Here is a 16,681-nt window from a genome sequence, read left to right on the forward strand (position 1 = left end):
TTCATATGGCGAGACCGCCGGCAAGTCACGGCGGCGGTCGGTCGCGAGGTGGACCGATTACTCCTGTACGGGCATTTCGTACAAGCCGCGGAACCGCTTGCTCGGCGCGAAGGCGCTTGTCTGGCCGATCACGGTTTCGCCCGCCCCCATGACCAGCACGCCGCCCGGCTTCATCGCCTTAGCGATCTTCGGAAACACCTCTGCCTTGGTGTCGGTGGACAGGTACAACAGCACGTTACGGCACAGGACGACGTCGAACTGTCCGGGCGGCGCTGGGTCGGATACCAGGTTCATCCGGCGAAACGCGACCATCCCGAGCAGTTCGGGCTTCGCCGCCCAATCGCTGCCGGTCGTGTCGAACCAGCGGATCATGCGACGCACCGGCAGCCCGCGCTGGATCTCGAACTGCGAGAAGCGACCGGATCGCGCGCGGGCGACGGCGGCATCGGATACGTCGGTGGCGACGATCTCGGGCATGGGGACGCCACCCGTATCGCGACGTTCGGCGAACTGCATCGCGAGCGAGAGCGGCTCCTGACCGGTCGAACAGCCCGCGCACCAGATCCGCGCACGACGCCCGTCACGCTCGGCGTCCGCGACCGCCTCGGCGAGCATCTCGAATACCTGCGCGTCGCGGAAGAACGACGTCTCCTGGTTGACGAGGGCGTCGACGATCGAGTCGCCGATCGAACGGTCGCTTCCCTGCAGCAATTGGGTCACCAACTGGTCGAGCGTATCGAGCTTGCGCGCGCGCAACAGCGGTTTCAGCGCGGTGTCGAGCCGCCATGAGCGATAGGCGGCGATCTGTTGACCGGTGCGCGCCTCGAGCAACGCGGTGAGGACGTTGATCGTGGCCTGCGACGCGGCGGGTGCGGGAGCGGCGCGCGACGTCATGGTCGGCGTCGCGTCGCCGCGAGGCGACCGATCGCGTCGGGGGCCAGCACTGCGTCGGCGATGCCCGAGGCGGCGATCGCGCCCGGCATGCCCCACACCACCGAGCTTTGCCGATCCTGGACGACGACGTACCCGCCGCTGTCGTGGACGCGCCGCGCCCCCTCCGCACCGTCGCGCCCCATACCGCTGAGCACGACTGCGAGCAGGCGCGGGCCATAGACGTCGGCGAGCGAGGCCAACATCGGGTCGACCGACGGCATGCACCCGCTAAGCGCGGCCTCGTGCGTCAGACGAAAGGCCGCGCCACCTTCGGACAGCTTCACAGCTTTGAGATGCGCGTCGCCGGGTGCGATGGTGATCCGGCCCGGTCGAATCCGCATCCGGTCGACTGCGACATCGCACGGGCGTCCGGCAAGCACTGCGATCTGCGCGGCGAAGTACGGCATGAACGACGCCGGCAGATGCTGAGTGATAACGATCGGCAGGCGGAACCCGGCGGGCATCTGACCGAACATCTGGCTCAACGCGTGAATGCCGCCGGTCGAGGCGCCGATCGCGACGATGTCATAGTCGTCGCTGGTCGAGACCGGGCGGATCGGCAACGGAGTGTCCGCGGGCGGCGGCGGCAAGACGGGAGCGCGCACGACCAGCGCAGGCGGCATCTGCGCCGGATACTCGCACAGCGCCTCGAGCTTGTTGACCAGTACCGACCCGAACCGCGTCGACAGGGCACTCGTGGACGGCTTGATCAGCGTCTCGGCGGCGCCGAGTGCCATCGCCCGCAAGGCGGTAGCCCCGCCTTCGTCCGCGCTGGACGACACGATCAGGACCTTCGCGCCCTGCCCCGCCGCGATCAGGTCGGGCAATGCGCTGAGCCCGTCGATCCCCGGCATCTCGATATCGAGCAGGAGGAAGTCGACCGTCGCGCGATCCAGGAATGCCAAGGCCGCCGCGACGTTGCCGACCGCGCCGACGACCGAAAACCGGTCGCTCGCATCGATCAGCCGCGCGATCACCGCGCGAACGACCACGGAATCATCGACGATCAGGACCCTTGCGGAGTCGAGCCCGTCGCGGTCCGCATGCCGCTCTGCAGGGTGGGTCCGGGTCGTCACGGCTAGGCCTGGATCAGGCCATGCCGACGATCTGGAGCTTCGATTCCAGCGTGTCGCGGTCGAACGGCTTCATCACATATTCGTCAGCGCCCGCCTCGATCGCCGCACGAATATACGCCATGCCGTTCTCCGTGGTACAGAACACGACCTTGGGGCGGCGCGGCACGTCAGCCTCGCGCAGCGCGCGGAGGAAATCCATGCCACTCATCACGGGCATGTTCCAGTCGAGCAGGATCACGTCCGGGATCGACGCCATGCAGGAGGCCAACGCCTCGCGACCATCGCACGCTTCGGTGACGGTGAAGTCGAGCGTCTCCAGGATGTGACGCGCGACCTTGCGGATCACCTTTGAGTCATCGACGACGAGACAGGTCTTCATGGAAAGCCTTCCAGGGGAAATCGTGGGGCCGGTCTAGCCGACAAAGCGTAAGCATCGGGTTAAGCTAAAGAAATATCAGGCTGCCAAACCGGGCGCCGGTACGACCGCGGCGAGATCCAGGATCAGCAAAGGCTCATCGTGGCGCTCGACGAGACCGCAGCCGACAGCGGCCCAGCCACCGTGCAGCGCCAGCCCCGACGACAGCGGCAGTCGCGTGAACGGTGCGACATCCTCCACCGAATCGACCAGGATCGCGTAATGATGCCCTTCGACCACGGTGATCACCGCGCGCCGCATGGTATCGGGCGTGCGGGACAGGCCAAGGGCGATGCCGGTATCGATCACTGTCACCACCCGGCTGCGCAACGCTGCCAGCCCGCGGACGACCGCATCCGCACGAGGGACGGCGACGATCTCGCCGATGTCGACCACCGAATCGACCTGCGCCGCCGCGATCGCGACACCGCGACCGGCGATATGCGCCACGAGAAACAGATCGGTCATACTGCCCTCCGTGCCGCCAGCGCTGCGATCAACGCGGGCCGGTCGTATCGATAGATACTCGCGTCATCGTCTCCGTCCGCGCTTTTGGATCGCCGCAAGGTCACCACCGGCGCTAGCGCTTCACACGGTGGCGCATCCTCCATCGCCAGCGCAACCGCCGCGGTCTCCCCCCTGGCGAGCGACGTGACGCAGCGATAGCCGGACGCCTCCAGCGCGGGTTTGAGGAACGTCTCCATCCAGCCGGAACCGTCGACCTGCAACAGACATACCGGCGGCGAGGCGATCATGACCGGCTGGCCGGAGAAGAGCGCATGCGGATCGATCAGTTCGACCTGTTCGCCGGCGATCAGTACGACGCCCGCGATCGGTCCTGACCCACGCGGAGGTGCGATCTCAAAGGGCAATTCGACGATCTCGATTGCCTCCGCGATCGCATACGCCATTTCGCTTTCGCCGTCGGTTAGGCGCAGTACCGCGACTTCGCGCCTCGAGGCGAAATTGCCGACCGCGTACAGAGGAATTATCGCGTCGCCGACCGATAACCGCATCGCGCCCGCAGACCAACGGATCGCCTCGGTCGACACCGGCTCGACACGATCGATGACGGCCAGCGCGATTGCGCGACGCTGGCCATCGAGATCGTCGAACAGCAGTGCCGGGATACCTGGCACGACCTCTTCGAGGATCACTGCGTCCGCAGCTGCGACTGGCGCGAATCGAAGTCCTGCAACCGCCGCGATGCCCGACGCGTCGAGCAGCAGCATCGGCAATCCGTTGTCGGGCAGCGTCATGCCAGCATAGACGCCGGTCGCCATCACCGCAGGCGACGCGGGTTTCACAACCAGTTCCTCGGTATCTAGCACGGTATCGACGCCGAGCGCGTAATCGCCCTCCCGCGTCGACACGATGACCAGCGTTGGCGGTGTGTCCTTAGTAAGTTTGAATAGGTCCCCGAGCGAGACAAGCGGCATTCGCTTGCGACGCACCGTCGCGGTCGCCGCGTCGCCGATCATGTCGAGCCGCACCTGATCGCCGCGCACCATGACGATCTCCTCGATCGCCTGTCGCGGAAGCGCGAACCGTTGCGTGCCGACGCCGACGATGATGGTCGACAGGATCGACAGTGTCAGCGGCACGTTGATAATGATCCGGAGGCCACGCCCGGGCGTATTGACCAACACGACCCGGCCGCCGATCTGCTCGATATTGGCGCGTACCACGTCCATGCCGACGCCGCGGCCCGAGGTTGCAGTCACCGTGTCGCGGCTCGACAGACCCGGCGCGAAGATCAATTGAAGCCGCGACGTTTCGCTCATCGCCGCCAGTTCAGCCGGCGTATACAATTTCTTCTCGGCAGCCTTCGCGACGATCCGCGCGACGTCGATGCCCTGCCCGTCGTCGCTTACCTCGATCAGGATCTGGTTGCCCGACTGGCGCGCCGAGACGACCAGTCGACCCGTCTCCGGCTTACCGGCCGCGCGGCGTGCCGTCGGCGTTTCGATCCCGTGGTCGATACAATTTCGGATGATATGGACGAGTGGATCGCGCATCAGCTCGATCATCTCGCGGTCGAGTTCGACGTCGGCGCCCTCGATGACGAGGTTGACCGCCTTGCACAGCTCCGCGCTGGTATCGCGCACCATCCGCGGCAGCGCGGAGAACAGCGCGTCGACCTTCTGCATGCGAGTCCGGGTGACGGTGTCGCGCATATCGGCAACCGTCAGCGACAGGCGTTCCAGCGCGGCCTCTACCTTCGGATCAACGTCGCTGTCGCGCAGCTGTCGGGCAAGCTCGTTGCGCGCGAGCACCATGTCGGACATGCCGCTCATCATGTGATCGAGCAGATCGACGTTCAAACGGACGCTGCGACTTGCGCTACGACCGACCGGCGCGGCGGCAGCCGGCGCGGTTTTCTGCGCGTCGGGGGCGAGCGCGGCGATCAACAGGTCCTCGCCTGAATCGTCCAATATCGTGCCGGAGTCGAGCCCATCGACGATCTGCGCGATCCGGTCGACGATGCCGAGTACCGCGTTCACGAGCGCGGTGTCGGGCGTCCGCTTGCCGTCGCGAACAGCGGCCAAGACGTCCTCGGCCGCGTGGCTCAGTCGCGCGAGCCGAGGCAGATCGAGAAACCCGCAGCTTCCCTTGACGGTGTGGACGAAGCGGAAGATCGCATCGAGACGGGCGCCATCGGCAGGGGCGAGTTCCCAAGCGACGATTTCACCGGAGATCGCCTCCAGCGTTTCGCGCGTCTCGGCAATGAATTCCTGTAACAGATCGTCCATGCCGGCCCCGCGTTCGAGGCCTGTCATGCATGGTGGAGGTTAAGGGCGGGTTAGCTCTGAGGGTACGCCCCCCCTTCTGGATACTCCCCCTTGCGGGGAAGGATCGTAAAAGACCGCGCCCTACCGCCCGTTGAAGACCGCGCCGAAGATCATGATCCCTTCGGCCGGTTCGGAGACGATCACCGTACCGCCTGCCTCCTTGACGAGCGTGTTGATCATGTACGCCGCCGCCGCGCGGGGGGTGACGTCGTGCACACCTTCGCCCTCGACCAGAGTACGGCGGATCTCGGGATCGAGAACGATCCGGCCGCCCTCGATCTTGACGACGATCTCGAGCTGGCCGTCATTCTCCTCGCCGCCGACCTCCATCGTGCCGCCGCGCACCAGCGATTCGGTCGCGACGAGAGCCAGGTTGAGCAGCACCTTGACCGCGGACTTCGGCATTGCCGGCGTCTCAACCGCCCACACGAAGGTGATCCGCTTGTTCTCGGCAACCAGCCCTTCGATCGCAGTGCGCGCCTCATGCGTGTCGACCAGTTCGCCGAACCCGCCCGCCGCGCCGAACGCCAGACGGAAGAACTTTAGCTTGCTGGCGGATGCGCGCGCGCTGTCCGCGAGCAGTTCCATGACGCGCTCGCGCATCGCCGGATCGGTCTCATCGGCGAGCAGTTCGAGCCCGTTGTTGAGCGCACCCACCGGCGACAGGAGGTCGTGACACAGGCGCGAACAGAGCAGGCTAGCGAAATCGACCGGGCTGACCGTCATGAAAATCCCCTAATTACAGTGCGTCTTCTGGCGGTGGCGCGAACGGCGCGCAAGTGTGGTTCGAGGCGGCGCCATACAGCGCGGCGCGGGGTGTAGATGGTCCCCCCCCGGCCTAGGCCGGGGTGGCGATATCGTTGATCTGCTCGATTGTCTCCTCGACAAACGCCCCCACCTCGTTCGATCGCCAAGCCCGAGCGGCGCCAGCGCCAAGGATGACCCAGACCGCTCCATCCCCCATCGCCTGCGCCGCATCCCGAGGTGACGGAACAGGCAAACCGGACGGATGCGAATGATAATGCCCGATTACCGCCAGCCCCCCCCCCCCCCCCCCCCCCCCCGAGCCCGTCGATGCGCCGTAAACAACGCAGTCGGATCGATCTCGAACGCTCGCGCAGGGTTTGGTGCCACGTTAGCGCACGCCTCCGCCATCTTAATCCGGCCCGCCGCCCCGAACAACAGTCCACAGACCTCCGCATCCGGCGACGCAGCCGCCTCTGCGACCAGTCGCCGCAGCAATTCGCTTGAAATCGTCACGCTCATCGCCACATCGGTAGGACATGGACCGGGGGGTTTCCATCGTCGAAGCATCGATCACACCGGCCACGGATGGCTGGAGGCTGGATCGTGCGCTTGCCGAAGTGCTTCCCGACATGTCGCGCGAGCGGTTGAAGGCGTTGATCGCCGCGGGCCAGGTGTCGCTCAACGGTCGCGAGTGGCGCGATTCGGCGAAGAAGGCCGCCGCAGGACAGGTTTTCGCGGTAGCGATCCCTCCGCCGACGCCGCTGCACAACGAAGCGCAGGATATCCCGCTCGTCGTCGCCTACGAAGACGACGACCTCATCGTGATCGACAAGCCCGCCGGGCTCGTTGTCCACCCCGCTGCGGGCAATTTCGACGGGACGCTGGTCAATGCGCTGCTCCATCACTGCGCCGGCAACCTGTCGGGCATCGGCGGCGTCGCGCGGCCCGGCATCGTCCACCGCATCGACAAGGACACGTCGGGGCTGATGATCGCCGCCAAGACGGACCGCGCACACGAAGGCTTGGCGAAGCAGTTCCACGACCACAGCATCGACCGCCGCTACAAGGCGATCGTCGGCGGTGTCCCGCGCCCGGCGAGCGGGACGGTTAACGCACCGCTCGCTCGGAGTCCGCAGAACCGCAAGAAGATTGCGATCGTCGAGGGCGGCAAGCGCGCGGTGACGCATTTCTCGACGATCACGGCGCTCCGCGGTGCAGCGTTGATCGAATGCCGCCTCGAGACGGGCCGGACGCATCAGGTGCGCGTGCACATGGCGTCGATCGGCCACGCCTTGTTGGGCGACCCGGTCTATGGTAGAACAAAGCAAGCTCAGAAGTCGCTGCTCGAAACGCTCGGTTTCCGCCGGCAGGCCTTGCACGCGGCGCATCTGGGGTTCATCCATCCGGTGAAAAGCATCGCTTTGGCGTTCGAAAGCGAAATGCCCGCAGACATGCAGGAACTGTTCACCCAGCTTCACGTATAGATAATCGGTCCCATGCCGCATTGCGGCAATTGGGGTCAGCAAAAAGGGATTACGACCATGGCAGCCCGCTCCAACGTTCCAGCGACGATTCCTGCGCTCGGCAGCGAAGCAGGGCTCAATCGCTATCTCGCCGAGATCAAGAAATTCCCCCTCCTGAAACCCGAGCAGGAATATATGCTCGCCAAGCGCTTCCAGGAGCATGGCGACACCGAGGCCGCGGCGCAGCTGGTGACGTCGCATCTCCGTCTCGTGGCGAAGATCGCGATGGGCTATCGCGGCTATGGCCTGCCGACCTCGGAGCTGATCTCCGAGGGCAATATCGGTCTCATGCAGGGCGTGAAGAAGTTCGAGCCCGAGCGTGGCTTCCGTCTCGCCACCTATGCGATGTGGTGGATCCGCGCTTCGATCCAGGAATATATCCTGCGCTCGTGGAGCCTCGTGAAGATGGGCACCACCGCCGCGCAGAAGAAGCTGTTCTTCAACCTGCGTCGGATGAAGAGCCGTCTCGATGCGTTCGAGGACGGCGATCTGCGTCCCGAGCATGTCACCAAGATCGCGACCGACTTGGGTGTCGCCGAGACCGACGTCGTCAGCATGAACCGCCGCATGGCGATGGGTGGCGATACGTCGCTCAACGTGCCGATGCGCGAAGACGGCGAAGGCCAATGGCAGGATTGGCTGCAGGACGACGCGCCGTTGCAGGACAAGATCGTCGCCGACGCGCAGGAGGCTGACGTTCGCCACTCGATGCTGGTGTCGGCGATGGACGATCTCAACGAGCGCGAGCAGCATATCCTGACCGAGCGTCGCCTGACGGATGATCCCAAGACGCTCGAGGAACTGTCGCAGGTTTACGGTGTGTCGCGCGAGCGCGTGCGACAGATCGAGGTGCGCGCGTTCGAAAAGCTGCAAAAGGCGATGATGCGAATCGCCGGCGAGAAGCGCCTGCTGGCGGCGTAAAATGGTGCGCACCGTCGTCATCGGCGGCGGTGCGGCCGGGATTGCAGCGGCACGGACGTTACATGATGCGGGGCAAGAGGTCCTACTGCTAGAAGCTAGCGACCGTCTCGGCGGCAGAGCCCATAGCCTTTCCCTGAAAAGCTTGTTCCCCCGCGAAGGCGGGGGCTCAGACTGGACCCCCGCCTTCGCGGGGGAACATGTAGACGCCGGTTGCGGCTGGCTGCACTCTGCCCAGCGCAACCCGTGGACCGAAATTGCCGAGGCGGCGGGCTTTACGGTAGACCGCTCCGACGCGAACTGGCGCACTCAGTGGCGGGACCTCGGCTTCCCACCCGAAGATCAGTCAGCCTCTGCCACAGCTTACCAAGATTGGAACGAGCGCGCCCTAGCCGCCCTTGAAGGCCCCGACCGCCCGCTGTCCGACTTCATCGCCCCCAACGACAAATGGTGCCCGAAGATCGACGCGATCTCCGGCTACGCAAACGGTGCGAACCTTACCCAAGTGTCGCTCCACGACTGGGCCGCATACGAAGAGGCTGCTACCGACGACAACTGGACGGTGAAGGAAGGCTACGGCACACTCGTCGCCAGCCGTGCCGCTGGCCTGAACATCCGCCTCTCGACCCCGGTAACGCGCATTGACCGCAGCGGTCGTCGTCTTCAACTCGACACACCGGCTGGAACGATCGAGGCGGACCACGTGATTGTCTGCGTCCCCACTACCGTCCTCGCCAAGTCGCAGATCGTCTTCGATCCGCCGCTCCCCGACAAGCACGCCGCCGCCGCGGACCTCCCGCTCGGCCTAGCGGACAAGGTGTTCTTCTACGTCGACCGGCCCGAATGGCCGACCAACGCGCACCTGGTCGGCAACCCGTACAGCGCTTGCACCGCCAGCCACCGCCTTTCTCCGTTCGGCTGGCCGATCGTCGAGAGCTTCTTCGGCGGCGACTGCGCAGAGATGCTGGAGGACGGCGATGCGGCACAGTTCGCGATCGACGAACTGGTGGGGTTGCTCGGCAGCGACTGGCGAAAGCGCTTCACCCCGCTGGCTGCAACCCGCTGGCGGCACGAACCTTATATCGGCGGCAGCTACAGCCACGCACGCATCGGCCGAGCCGGGCAACGCGCCGTCCTCGCCGCATCGGTTGACGGCCGCATCCACTTCGCTGGCGAAGCTTGCCACGCGTTCGACTTTTCCACCGCGCACGGCGCATATGAAACCGGCGTTGCGGCCGCGCACGCGGTGATTGGCGAGGCCGCGCCGATCGCATAAGAAGTGCCGATGGGCTTCTTTCGCATTTTCGCCAAGATCATCTGCGGGTTCGTCCTGGTCACGGTCGCCTGGGTCGGGCTGTACCGGTTCGTGCCGGTGCCGTTCACTTGGACTATGATGGGCGATCTGATGTCAGGGCACACGATCACCAAGGACTGGATGCCGCTGTCGGAGATGGACCCGGACATGGCGCGTGCGGCGATCGCGGGCGAGGATTCGCGGTTCTGTTCGCATCATGGCTTCGATTTCAAGGCGATGGCGGGCGCGGCAGCGCGCAATGCGCAGGACGGGCGAATCCGCGGCGGCTCGACGATCAGCCAGCAGACCGCGAAGAACGCGTTCTTGTTCCAGGGGGGCGGCTATGTGCGAAAGGCGTTCGAGGCGTATTTCACCGTGCTGATCGAGACGCTGTGGGGGAAGCGGCGGATCATGGAGGTGTACCTCAACATCGCCGAGACCGGGATCGGCACGTATGGCGCGAACGCCGGGGCGATCCGGTATTTCAATCACGACGCTTCGCGGTTGTCTCCGACCGAGGCGGGGCGGATTGCCGCTGTTTTGCCGTTGCCCAAGAAGCGGGCGGCGATCGATCCTCATGGTTTCGTGCGGAAGCATGGGAATACGCTGTCGCGGCGGGTTTCGGTTGTCCGGAACGATGGGTTGGACGGGTGTTTGCGATCCTGAACCACGTCGTCACCCCGGACTCGTTCCGGGGTCCACTGTTCCGCAAACTCATCGGCCGTGGTCGCGCGGACGGGTGGATGCCGGAACAAGCCCGGCATGACGGAGTGTTTGGGGCGACCACTCCTCCCGCCATTTTGTTCTCCCGCGAAGGCGGGAGCCCAGGCTGGGTCCCCGCCTTCGCGGGGAAACAGTCTAGTTTACTGCGTCGACTTCTCGACCGCGTCGCCGGCCTTGTCGGCCGCACTGCCGACGCTCTTTGCCGCCGAGGTGATCGCGGCGTCCTTGCTGTTCTGCGCGCCTTGTCGGCTGAACAGGTAATAGCCACCGATCAGCGCCGCGATTAACAACACGACGGCGATCAGTGTGCCGCCACCGCCGCTCCGGCGCTCGATAACGGTGGTGTGGGTGGTCGGGGTTTCGACGATACGCTCTTCGGCCATTGTGACTCTCCCTGATTACTGGAGAGCGCAACGCCGACCGAAGAGCAATTGTTCCCGTGCCGAAACGAACCCGATTTGGTTCAGAACGGTAGCTTGAAGCCCGGTGGCAACTGCAATCCGCTGGTCATCTTCGACATTTCGCTGCCGGACACAGCATCCGCCTTCGCCCGCGCATCGTTGAACGCTGCGGTGAGGAGGTCCTCGAGCATCTGCTTCTCGCTCACCTGCATCAGCGAATCGTCGATCGCGATGTTGATGATGCGGCCCTTGGCGGAGGCCTTGATCTTGACGAGGCCACCGCCGGATGCGCCCTCGACCTCGATCGTGTCGAGATTGGCCTGCGCCTTTTCCATCTCGTTCTGGACGTTCTGCGCCATGGCGAGGATTTCATCGATATTCTTCATGCGTTGCTCCTTTGACCTGGCCACGATTCGAGCTGGGCGTCGGGAAACGCTGCCACCGCGGCCTTCATGATGGGGGATTCGAGAATAGCCTGGCGCACCGCGGCATCGGCGGCGTCCTGCGCCTCGCGCAACGTCGGCTCGCCGGGAGCGTCGACGATCGAGACCTTCCACGCGGTCCGCGTCACGCTCTTCAACAGCGTGTTGAGCTCGGCGAGCGTGTCGGCCGAGACCGGGCGGCTGCCGCTGAGGACGAATTCGGGCGGTGCATAGCTCACGACGCGGGCGCCGTGGCGCAACCGCGCGGCGATCGCGAGACCGCCCGATTCGTCGAGCAGGTCGACCAGCGCCTCGAACGTCGGCGGCAGGATCGGGCCGGTCGCGAGGGGTTCGGGCGCCTTCGCAGCGGATCTCGCGTTCCAAGGCGGTGCTTCGCCGGACGGAGGTGCAGGTGGTGGCGGCGGTGATGATGGTGCCGCCGAAGGAGCCGCGCCGCTGGCGATCTGCCGCGCCAACTCGCCGGGGTCGGGCAGCGTCGAGGCGTAGATCGCGCGCAACAGCGCCATCTCGGCGGCCTCGATCGGCAGCGCGGCCTTCGCGACCTCGTCATGGCCCTTGAGGAACAGCTGCCACAAACGGTGAAGCGCGGGATAGCCGAGCGATGCCGCCCATTCCTCGCGTGCCGCACGCTCCTCCATCGGCTGCGCGGCGTCCGCCGGCGTGCCGACCTTGGTCAGCGTGATGCCGTGGACGGTTTCGAGCAGCGAGCGCAGCACCGACAGCGGGTCGACGCCGTAATCATATTGGCGGCGCATCGAGGCGAGCGCCCCTGCCCCGTCGCCGGCGAGGATCAGCGTAAGCAGATCGCGCACCGCGCCGCGATCCGACAGCCCGAGCATTTGGCGCACCGCATCTGCCGTTACGCCGCCGCCTTCAAGCCCGGCATGCGCGATGGCCTGGTCGAGGATCGACAGCCCGTCGCGTGCGGAGCCTTCCGCGGCGCGGGCGATCAGCATCAGCGCCTCGGGATCGGCGGTGACGCCCTCTTCGGTCGAGACCCAGGCGAAGTGCTTGGCGAGCTGTTCGGCGGAAATACGGCGCAGGTCGAAGCGCTGGCAGCGCGAGAGGACCGTCACCGGGACCTTGTTCACTTCGGTGGTCGCGAACAGGAATTTCACATGGGGGGGCGGCTCTTCCAGCGTCTTCAGCAGCGCGTTGAACGCGTTCTTCGACAGCATGTGGACTTCGTCGATGATGTAGATCTTGAAGCGCGCGGTGACCGCCGAATAGCGCGACGCGTCGATGATCTCGCGGACGTCGTCGACGCCGGTGTGGCTGGCGGCGTCCATCTCGATCACGTCGATATGACGGCCCTCGGCGATCGCGCGGCAGGGTTCGCAGACGCCGCATGGGTCGATCGTCGGGCCACCGTCGCCTTCGGGGCCGATGCAGTTGAGCGCCTTGGCGATCAGGCGTGCGGTCGACGTCTTGCCGACACCGCGGACGCCGGTCATCAGGAAGGCGTGCGCGAGCCGGTCGCGCTTGATCGCGTTGCCGAGCGTCTGGACCATCGCGTCCTGCCCGATCAGCTCGGAAAAGGTCTGCGGACGGTATTTGCGCGCGAGGACGCGGTAGGCGGGGGCATCCGGTGTTTTAGCCGGCTGCGGGGGTTCGCCCAGGTCGAAGGAATCTGACATTGCGGTCGTCATAGCGGGTGCTGCCCGTGCTGTCGAAGGGGTCGGAAGTTCACAAAGTTCACACGCTGGGAAGGGTCTGCACTTCGACGTGCCCGGAGGCTGGCGATTGGATTGTCGGAACCTGTGATGTGGGCAGTGCCGGTCATGCGCGGCTTATGCCACAGCGCCGCGGCGTAGGACAATGATTTGGAACGTTGCGGGAACATCGGGCGTGGTTTTGACCCGGTTGCGCCTGGATTACTGGTTAGCTGAGAAGTTTAGAAATGCGCTGCGGCTTAGCCGCATCGTCAGACGGCGCTTTGCGCCGCTGGCCGCGCTCACATGTCGGAACGACATGTTCGCGGTGGGAGCCGGGACGACCCGTAGCTGAGTCGTTGTGGCTGCTTCCTTCCGGATCTGACCAAGTTGGCGACGACCACGTCCGCCCGACTCCCGCGGCGCATATGGCGGGGTCGGGCGGGATGATCAAGCCGCTTTAGCTTGAAGCGGGTTCAGCGCCCCGGCTCAACGGTTGTAGCGGACCGTGCGGCAGACGCGCTGGCGATGATGGTTGCGATAGACGTTGCGGCAGACCTGGCGCGTGCGGACGACATGGCGACGGTAGCCGGGGCGGCGGTCGTCATGGCGAACGACGGTGCGCTCATGGACGACGGTGCGCTGCGCCGAGGCTTCGGCCGCGATGCCGACGGGCGCGAGGCCGGTGAGTGCGACGAGACCGGCGGCGGCGATGGTGAACAACTTCATGATACTCTCCTTTTGGGTGCGGGGCCTCCCGACCCCGGCAACCTATGTTATCAAACTAAAGGCGTTCGTTACGGTTCCGTACTAGCGGCGGAAGCAGCGACGAACCGGGCCGTAATAGCCACGCTGTATCCGGCAGACGACGCGCGAGCGGCCGTATCCGCGGGGTCCCCGATAGCCGTAGCCGCCGCCACGATAGCCGTAGTCGCCACGATACCCGCCGCCATAGCCACGATAGCCGCGATCCCTGCCGCGCCAGCCGCGGTCACCGTGCCAGCCGCGATTGCCATGCCATCCGCGGTCGCCGTGCCAGTCGCCGCCGCGGCGGGGGCCGTCCCAGCCGTGGCGTTGCGCATCGGCGGGGGCCGAGGCGAACAGCGTCCCGGCGGCCAGCGCGCCGGCGGCGAACATTGCGATGATCTTCATGTCCGGTACTCCTCTCAAGACCTCGTACATTGAGGCGATGAGGGGATAATCCGCTCCCGGCCGTGCACGTTCCCTGAACCGGCCGTTGTCTTCCTGTAAGCTTTGCTGTCGTTTATTCCGGGATGCGGACGGTCAAGCCGTCGAGCGCTTCGGTCAGGCGGATCTGGCAGGCGAGACGACTGGTGCGCGTTGCGTTGTGCGCGAGATCGAGCATGTCCTCCTCGTCGTCGCTTGCTGGCGGCAGGCGGGCGAAGTCCGCGGGGTCGACGATCACGTGGCAAGTCGCGCAAGCGAGCTGGCCTTCGCAGGTACCTTCGAGCGGCTGGTTATGCGCCTGTGCGGCGTCGAGCAGGCGGTCGCCGGGGGTTGCGACGGTCGTCGTTGCGGTGCCGTCGCGGGCTATGAAGCGGACGATCATGGCCATTGCGCCTCGGCTGCGGCAACGATCGCATCGATCGCGTCGCGGAGTTCGGTTTCGGTTGTGTAGCGGCCGAAGCCGAGGCGGATGCTCGAGCGCGCCTGCACTTCGGTAAGGCCGATCGCGCGGAGGACGTGGCTGGAGCGGCCAGATCCGCTCGCGCAGGCGGACCCGGCGGAGAAGGCGATGTCGCGAAGGTCGGACATAAGGCGGTTCACGTCGAGGTTTGCGCGGCGGAGGTTGAGGTTGCCGTGGTAGCGATGTTCGGTCGAGCCGTTGATCGTCCAGCCGGGGCCGAGGCGGTCGAGCGCGAGCGACCAGAGGCGGTCGATGTGTGCAGCGTCCTGGTCTTTGCGATCCGCCATGAGTTGTGCGGCGGCGCCGAAGCCTGCGCAGAGTGCGGGTGACAGCGTGCCCGAGCGGCCGGGGGCTTCCTGCCCGCCGCCGTGCATCAGCGGCGCGAGGTCGATGCCGTCGCGGATCCAGAGTGCGCCGATGCCCTTAGGGCCGTGGATCTTGTGAGCTGAGATGGCAATCATATCGCAGCCAGATGGGATCGGAACGCGTCCGAACCCTTGGACAGCGTCGCAGAGCAAGGGCGCACCGGCAAAATCGGCCAACATGCTTAGGTCCTCAATCGGCTGGACCACCCCGATCTCGTTGTTGACCAACATGGCGGCAATCAACGAAACGCCGGGCATCGCTGCGTCAAACGCCGCATCGCGTTTGACGATGCCATTTGCACTAACCGGCAGCCGGGTCACGACACGCTTATCACTCTCGAGCGCCGCAACACTGTCGAGCACAGCAGCGTGTTCGGTGCCGATCGTCACGATATCGCCGGGTGCGGTTCCCTTGATGGCCCAGTTCAGCGCCTCGGTCGCGCCGCTGGTGAACGCAACGCGGCCGCCCGGGGGGAGCAACGCCGCAATCTGATCGCGCGCCACTTCAACCGCCGATTTGGCACGGCGGCCTTCGCGGTGTGGGGAATGCGGGTTGGCGTGCTGTGATTCGAGCCAGGGGAGCATTGCGGCGAGCGCTTCTGGCGCCAGCGGGGTGGTCGCCTGATAGTCGAGGTAGGTCATGCCCCCAGTCTCGCAGGGCGCTTTATGTCCGCCGCAATTCGCGTCCAGGCTTCGGCGAACTTCGCGACATCGTCCGGTGTCGTGGTCCAGCCAAAGCTGACGCGGACTAATTCGGCGGCGGCTTCGGGGGGATAGCCCATTGCGGCGAGGACGTGGCTTGGGCGCATGCTGCCCGACGAGCACGCGCTGCCCGCGGAGACGGCGAACCCGGCCATGTCGAGGCGGATCAGCTGGGCGGCGGAACTAACGCCGGGCATGCGGTAGGAGGCGATCGTGGGGATGCGGGGGGAGTTTTGCGCGACGATCTCGCCGCCGCCTGCGAGGATGGCTTGGTCGAGTTTGGCGCGAAGGTTGGCCATGTCGGCGAACCAGTCGCAAGGCGCTTCGAGTGCGGCGGCAAAGCCGAGCGCGCCGGGCAGGTTCTCGGTGCCGCCGCGGTAACCGCGCTCCTGCCCGCCGGTCGGGTCGAGCATCCCGAGATCGCGGACCAGCAGCGCGCCGATGCCGGGAGGGCCGCCGAGCTTGTGTGCGGAGACGATGATAAGGTCGGCTTCGGGGAGCGGGAGCTTGCCGGCGGTTTGGGAGCAATCGGCTATCCAGAGGCCGGTGGGGCGATCCTGGAGGACGCCGGTTTCGCTGTTCGCGGATTGAAGTGCGATCGTCTGGGTTCCCTCCCCGTTCGTGACGGTACCGCCGGCATCGACCTCCAGCATCACCGGCTGCTCGGCCGCGCGGAGGACCGCATCATGCTCTACCGCCGCCACCGCGACACCCGGGCGGCCACGCAGCGCCAGCGCTGCGGACTCGCTCGCGCCGCTGGTGAGGATCACCTGATGCGGCCAGTCCAGCGCCTGCGCGATCCGCTTCCGCGCGCCCTCCAGCGCAGCCCGTGCCGCCCGCCCCTCGGCATGCGGCGATGAGGGGTTCGCCCAGCGCGCCATGCCTTCCATCACCGCCGCGATCGCCTCGGGGCGCATCGGCGTGGTGGCGGCGTGATCGAGGTAGATACGCGAGTCGTTACGGGCCAGGGTCGGTTCCAATTGCGAAAAGGGGCTCGAACCCTATATAGCGTCGATAATCCGGCACTCCACCCGAGTGCGTATCCCAGC

The 16,681-nt window shown here is 65.9% G+C and carries 19 protein-coding genes and 1 other RNA gene; 4 read left to right on the top strand and 16 right to left on the bottom strand.

What is annotated here, in order from left to right; translation table 11 throughout:
* Nucleotides 1–57: 57 nt before the first annotated feature.
* The 7 genes from C8J25_RS14785 to C8J25_RS21340 all read right to left on the bottom strand — a co-directional run bounded on the left by C8J25_RS14785 (nucleotide 58) and on the right by C8J25_RS21340 (nucleotide 6,216).
* Complete coding sequence (locus tag C8J25_RS14785) at nucleotides 58–894, bottom strand: CheR family methyltransferase (protein WP_107955152.1); 837 nt, start codon at nucleotides 892–894, stop codon at nucleotides 58–60.
* Nucleotides 891–2,009 carry a chemotaxis protein CheB gene (locus C8J25_RS14790; RefSeq protein ID WP_107955154.1) on the bottom strand — a complete coding sequence of 373 codons (1,119 nt, stop codon included), beginning with the start codon at nucleotides 2,007–2,009 and terminating at the stop codon, nucleotides 891–893. The genes C8J25_RS14785 and C8J25_RS14790 overlap by 4 nt, the downstream gene beginning before the upstream one ends.
* A 13-nt stretch (nucleotides 2,010–2,022) precedes the next feature.
* On the bottom strand, nucleotides 2,023–2,388 hold the full coding sequence (locus C8J25_RS14795) for a response regulator (RefSeq protein ID WP_055878033.1): 366 nt from the start codon (nucleotides 2,386–2,388) through the stop codon (nucleotides 2,023–2,025).
* A 75-nt stretch (nucleotides 2,389–2,463) separates the two neighbouring features.
* Complete coding sequence (locus C8J25_RS14800; protein WP_107955156.1) at nucleotides 2,464–2,892, bottom strand: chemotaxis protein CheW; 429 nt, start codon at nucleotides 2,890–2,892, stop codon at nucleotides 2,464–2,466.
* The gene (locus C8J25_RS14805) at nucleotides 2,889–5,177 is read right to left on the bottom strand and encodes a chemotaxis protein CheA (protein WP_107955158.1); all 2,289 of its coding nucleotides are present in this window, start codon (nucleotides 5,175–5,177) and stop codon (nucleotides 2,889–2,891) included. The genes C8J25_RS14800 and C8J25_RS14805 overlap by 4 nt, the downstream gene beginning before the upstream one ends.
* Before the next feature lie 120 nt (nucleotides 5,178–5,297).
* A complete protein-coding gene (locus tag C8J25_RS14810) occupies nucleotides 5,298–5,942 on the bottom strand; it encodes a histidine phosphotransferase family protein (RefSeq protein WP_107955160.1) in 645 nt (214 codons plus the stop codon).
* A 112-nt stretch (nucleotides 5,943–6,054) separates the two neighbouring features.
* Nucleotides 6,055–6,216, bottom strand: a complete 162-nt coding sequence (locus tag C8J25_RS21340) for an MPN domain-containing protein (RefSeq protein ID WP_341871540.1) — start codon at nucleotides 6,214–6,216, stop codon at nucleotides 6,055–6,057.
* A 283-nt stretch (nucleotides 6,217–6,499) separates the two neighbouring features.
* Between C8J25_RS21340 and C8J25_RS14820 the strand changes: the two genes are divergently transcribed.
* From C8J25_RS14820 to mtgA, 4 genes are read left to right on the top strand one after another with little or no spacing between them, the layout of a single operon-like run.
* Entirely contained in the window at nucleotides 6,500–7,447 is a 948-nt protein-coding gene (locus C8J25_RS14820) for an RluA family pseudouridine synthase (protein ID WP_107955162.1), read from the top strand.
* A 57-nt stretch (nucleotides 7,448–7,504) separates the two neighbouring features.
* A complete protein-coding gene (gene rpoH / locus C8J25_RS14825) occupies nucleotides 7,505–8,407 on the top strand; it encodes an RNA polymerase sigma factor RpoH (RefSeq protein WP_056048373.1) in 903 nt (300 codons plus the stop codon).
* A gap of 1 nt (nucleotide 8,408) precedes the next feature.
* Complete coding sequence (locus C8J25_RS14830) at nucleotides 8,409–9,680, top strand: flavin monoamine oxidase family protein (protein WP_107955164.1); 1,272 nt, start codon at nucleotides 8,409–8,411, stop codon at nucleotides 9,678–9,680.
* A gap of 9 nt (nucleotides 9,681–9,689) precedes the next feature.
* The gene (mtgA, locus tag C8J25_RS14835; RefSeq protein ID WP_107955166.1) at nucleotides 9,690–10,364 is read left to right on the top strand and encodes a monofunctional biosynthetic peptidoglycan transglycosylase; all 675 of its coding nucleotides are present in this window, start codon (nucleotides 9,690–9,692) and stop codon (nucleotides 10,362–10,364) included.
* Nucleotides 10,365–10,561: 197 nt separating this feature from the next.
* Here the strand turns inward: mtgA and C8J25_RS14840 are convergent, their stop codons facing one another.
* The 9 genes from C8J25_RS14840 to C8J25_RS14880 form a co-directional block, all read right to left on the bottom strand.
* A complete protein-coding gene (locus C8J25_RS14840; RefSeq protein ID WP_107955168.1) occupies nucleotides 10,562–10,804 on the bottom strand; it encodes a hypothetical protein in 243 nt (80 codons plus the stop codon).
* A gap of 80 nt (nucleotides 10,805–10,884) precedes the next feature.
* Nucleotides 10,885–11,208 carry a YbaB/EbfC family nucleoid-associated protein gene (locus C8J25_RS14845; RefSeq protein ID WP_107955170.1) on the bottom strand — a complete coding sequence of 108 codons (324 nt, stop codon included), beginning with the start codon at nucleotides 11,206–11,208 and terminating at the stop codon, nucleotides 10,885–10,887.
* On the bottom strand, nucleotides 11,205–12,902 hold the full coding sequence (locus C8J25_RS14850; RefSeq protein ID WP_107955352.1) for a DNA polymerase III subunit gamma/tau: 1,698 nt from the start codon (nucleotides 12,900–12,902) through the stop codon (nucleotides 11,205–11,207). Before C8J25_RS14850 ends, C8J25_RS14845 begins: the two co-directional genes overlap by 4 nt.
* A 341-nt stretch (nucleotides 12,903–13,243) precedes the next feature.
* Nucleotides 13,244–13,337, bottom strand: an RNA gene (gene ffs / locus C8J25_RS14855) — signal recognition particle sRNA small type.
* A gap of 69 nt (nucleotides 13,338–13,406) precedes the next feature.
* Entirely contained in the window at nucleotides 13,407–13,646 is a 240-nt protein-coding gene (locus C8J25_RS14860; RefSeq protein WP_107955172.1) for a hypothetical protein, read from the bottom strand.
* Nucleotides 13,647–13,727: 81 nt separating this feature from the next.
* Nucleotides 13,728–14,069 (bottom strand): hypothetical protein, encoded by a 342-nt coding sequence (locus tag C8J25_RS14865; protein WP_208622612.1) that lies wholly within the window; start codon nucleotides 14,067–14,069, stop codon nucleotides 13,728–13,730.
* A gap of 112 nt (nucleotides 14,070–14,181) precedes the next feature.
* On the bottom strand, nucleotides 14,182–14,487 hold the full coding sequence (locus C8J25_RS14870; protein WP_107955353.1) for a 2Fe-2S iron-sulfur cluster-binding protein: 306 nt from the start codon (nucleotides 14,485–14,487) through the stop codon (nucleotides 14,182–14,184).
* Nucleotides 14,484–15,572, bottom strand: a complete 1,089-nt coding sequence (locus tag C8J25_RS14875) for a cysteine desulfurase family protein (protein WP_107955174.1) — start codon at nucleotides 15,570–15,572, stop codon at nucleotides 14,484–14,486. Before C8J25_RS14875 ends, C8J25_RS14870 begins: the two co-directional genes overlap by 4 nt.
* Entirely contained in the window at nucleotides 15,569–16,612 is a 1,044-nt protein-coding gene (locus tag C8J25_RS14880) for a cysteine desulfurase family protein (RefSeq protein WP_279628764.1), read from the bottom strand. The genes C8J25_RS14875 and C8J25_RS14880 overlap by 4 nt, the downstream gene beginning before the upstream one ends.
* Between the last annotated feature and the right edge of the window lie 69 nt (nucleotides 16,613–16,681).

The sequence above is a fragment of the Sphingomonas faeni genome, assembly GCF_003053745.1.
Classification (GTDB): Bacteria; Pseudomonadota; Alphaproteobacteria; order Sphingomonadales; family Sphingomonadaceae; genus Sphingomonas; species Sphingomonas faeni.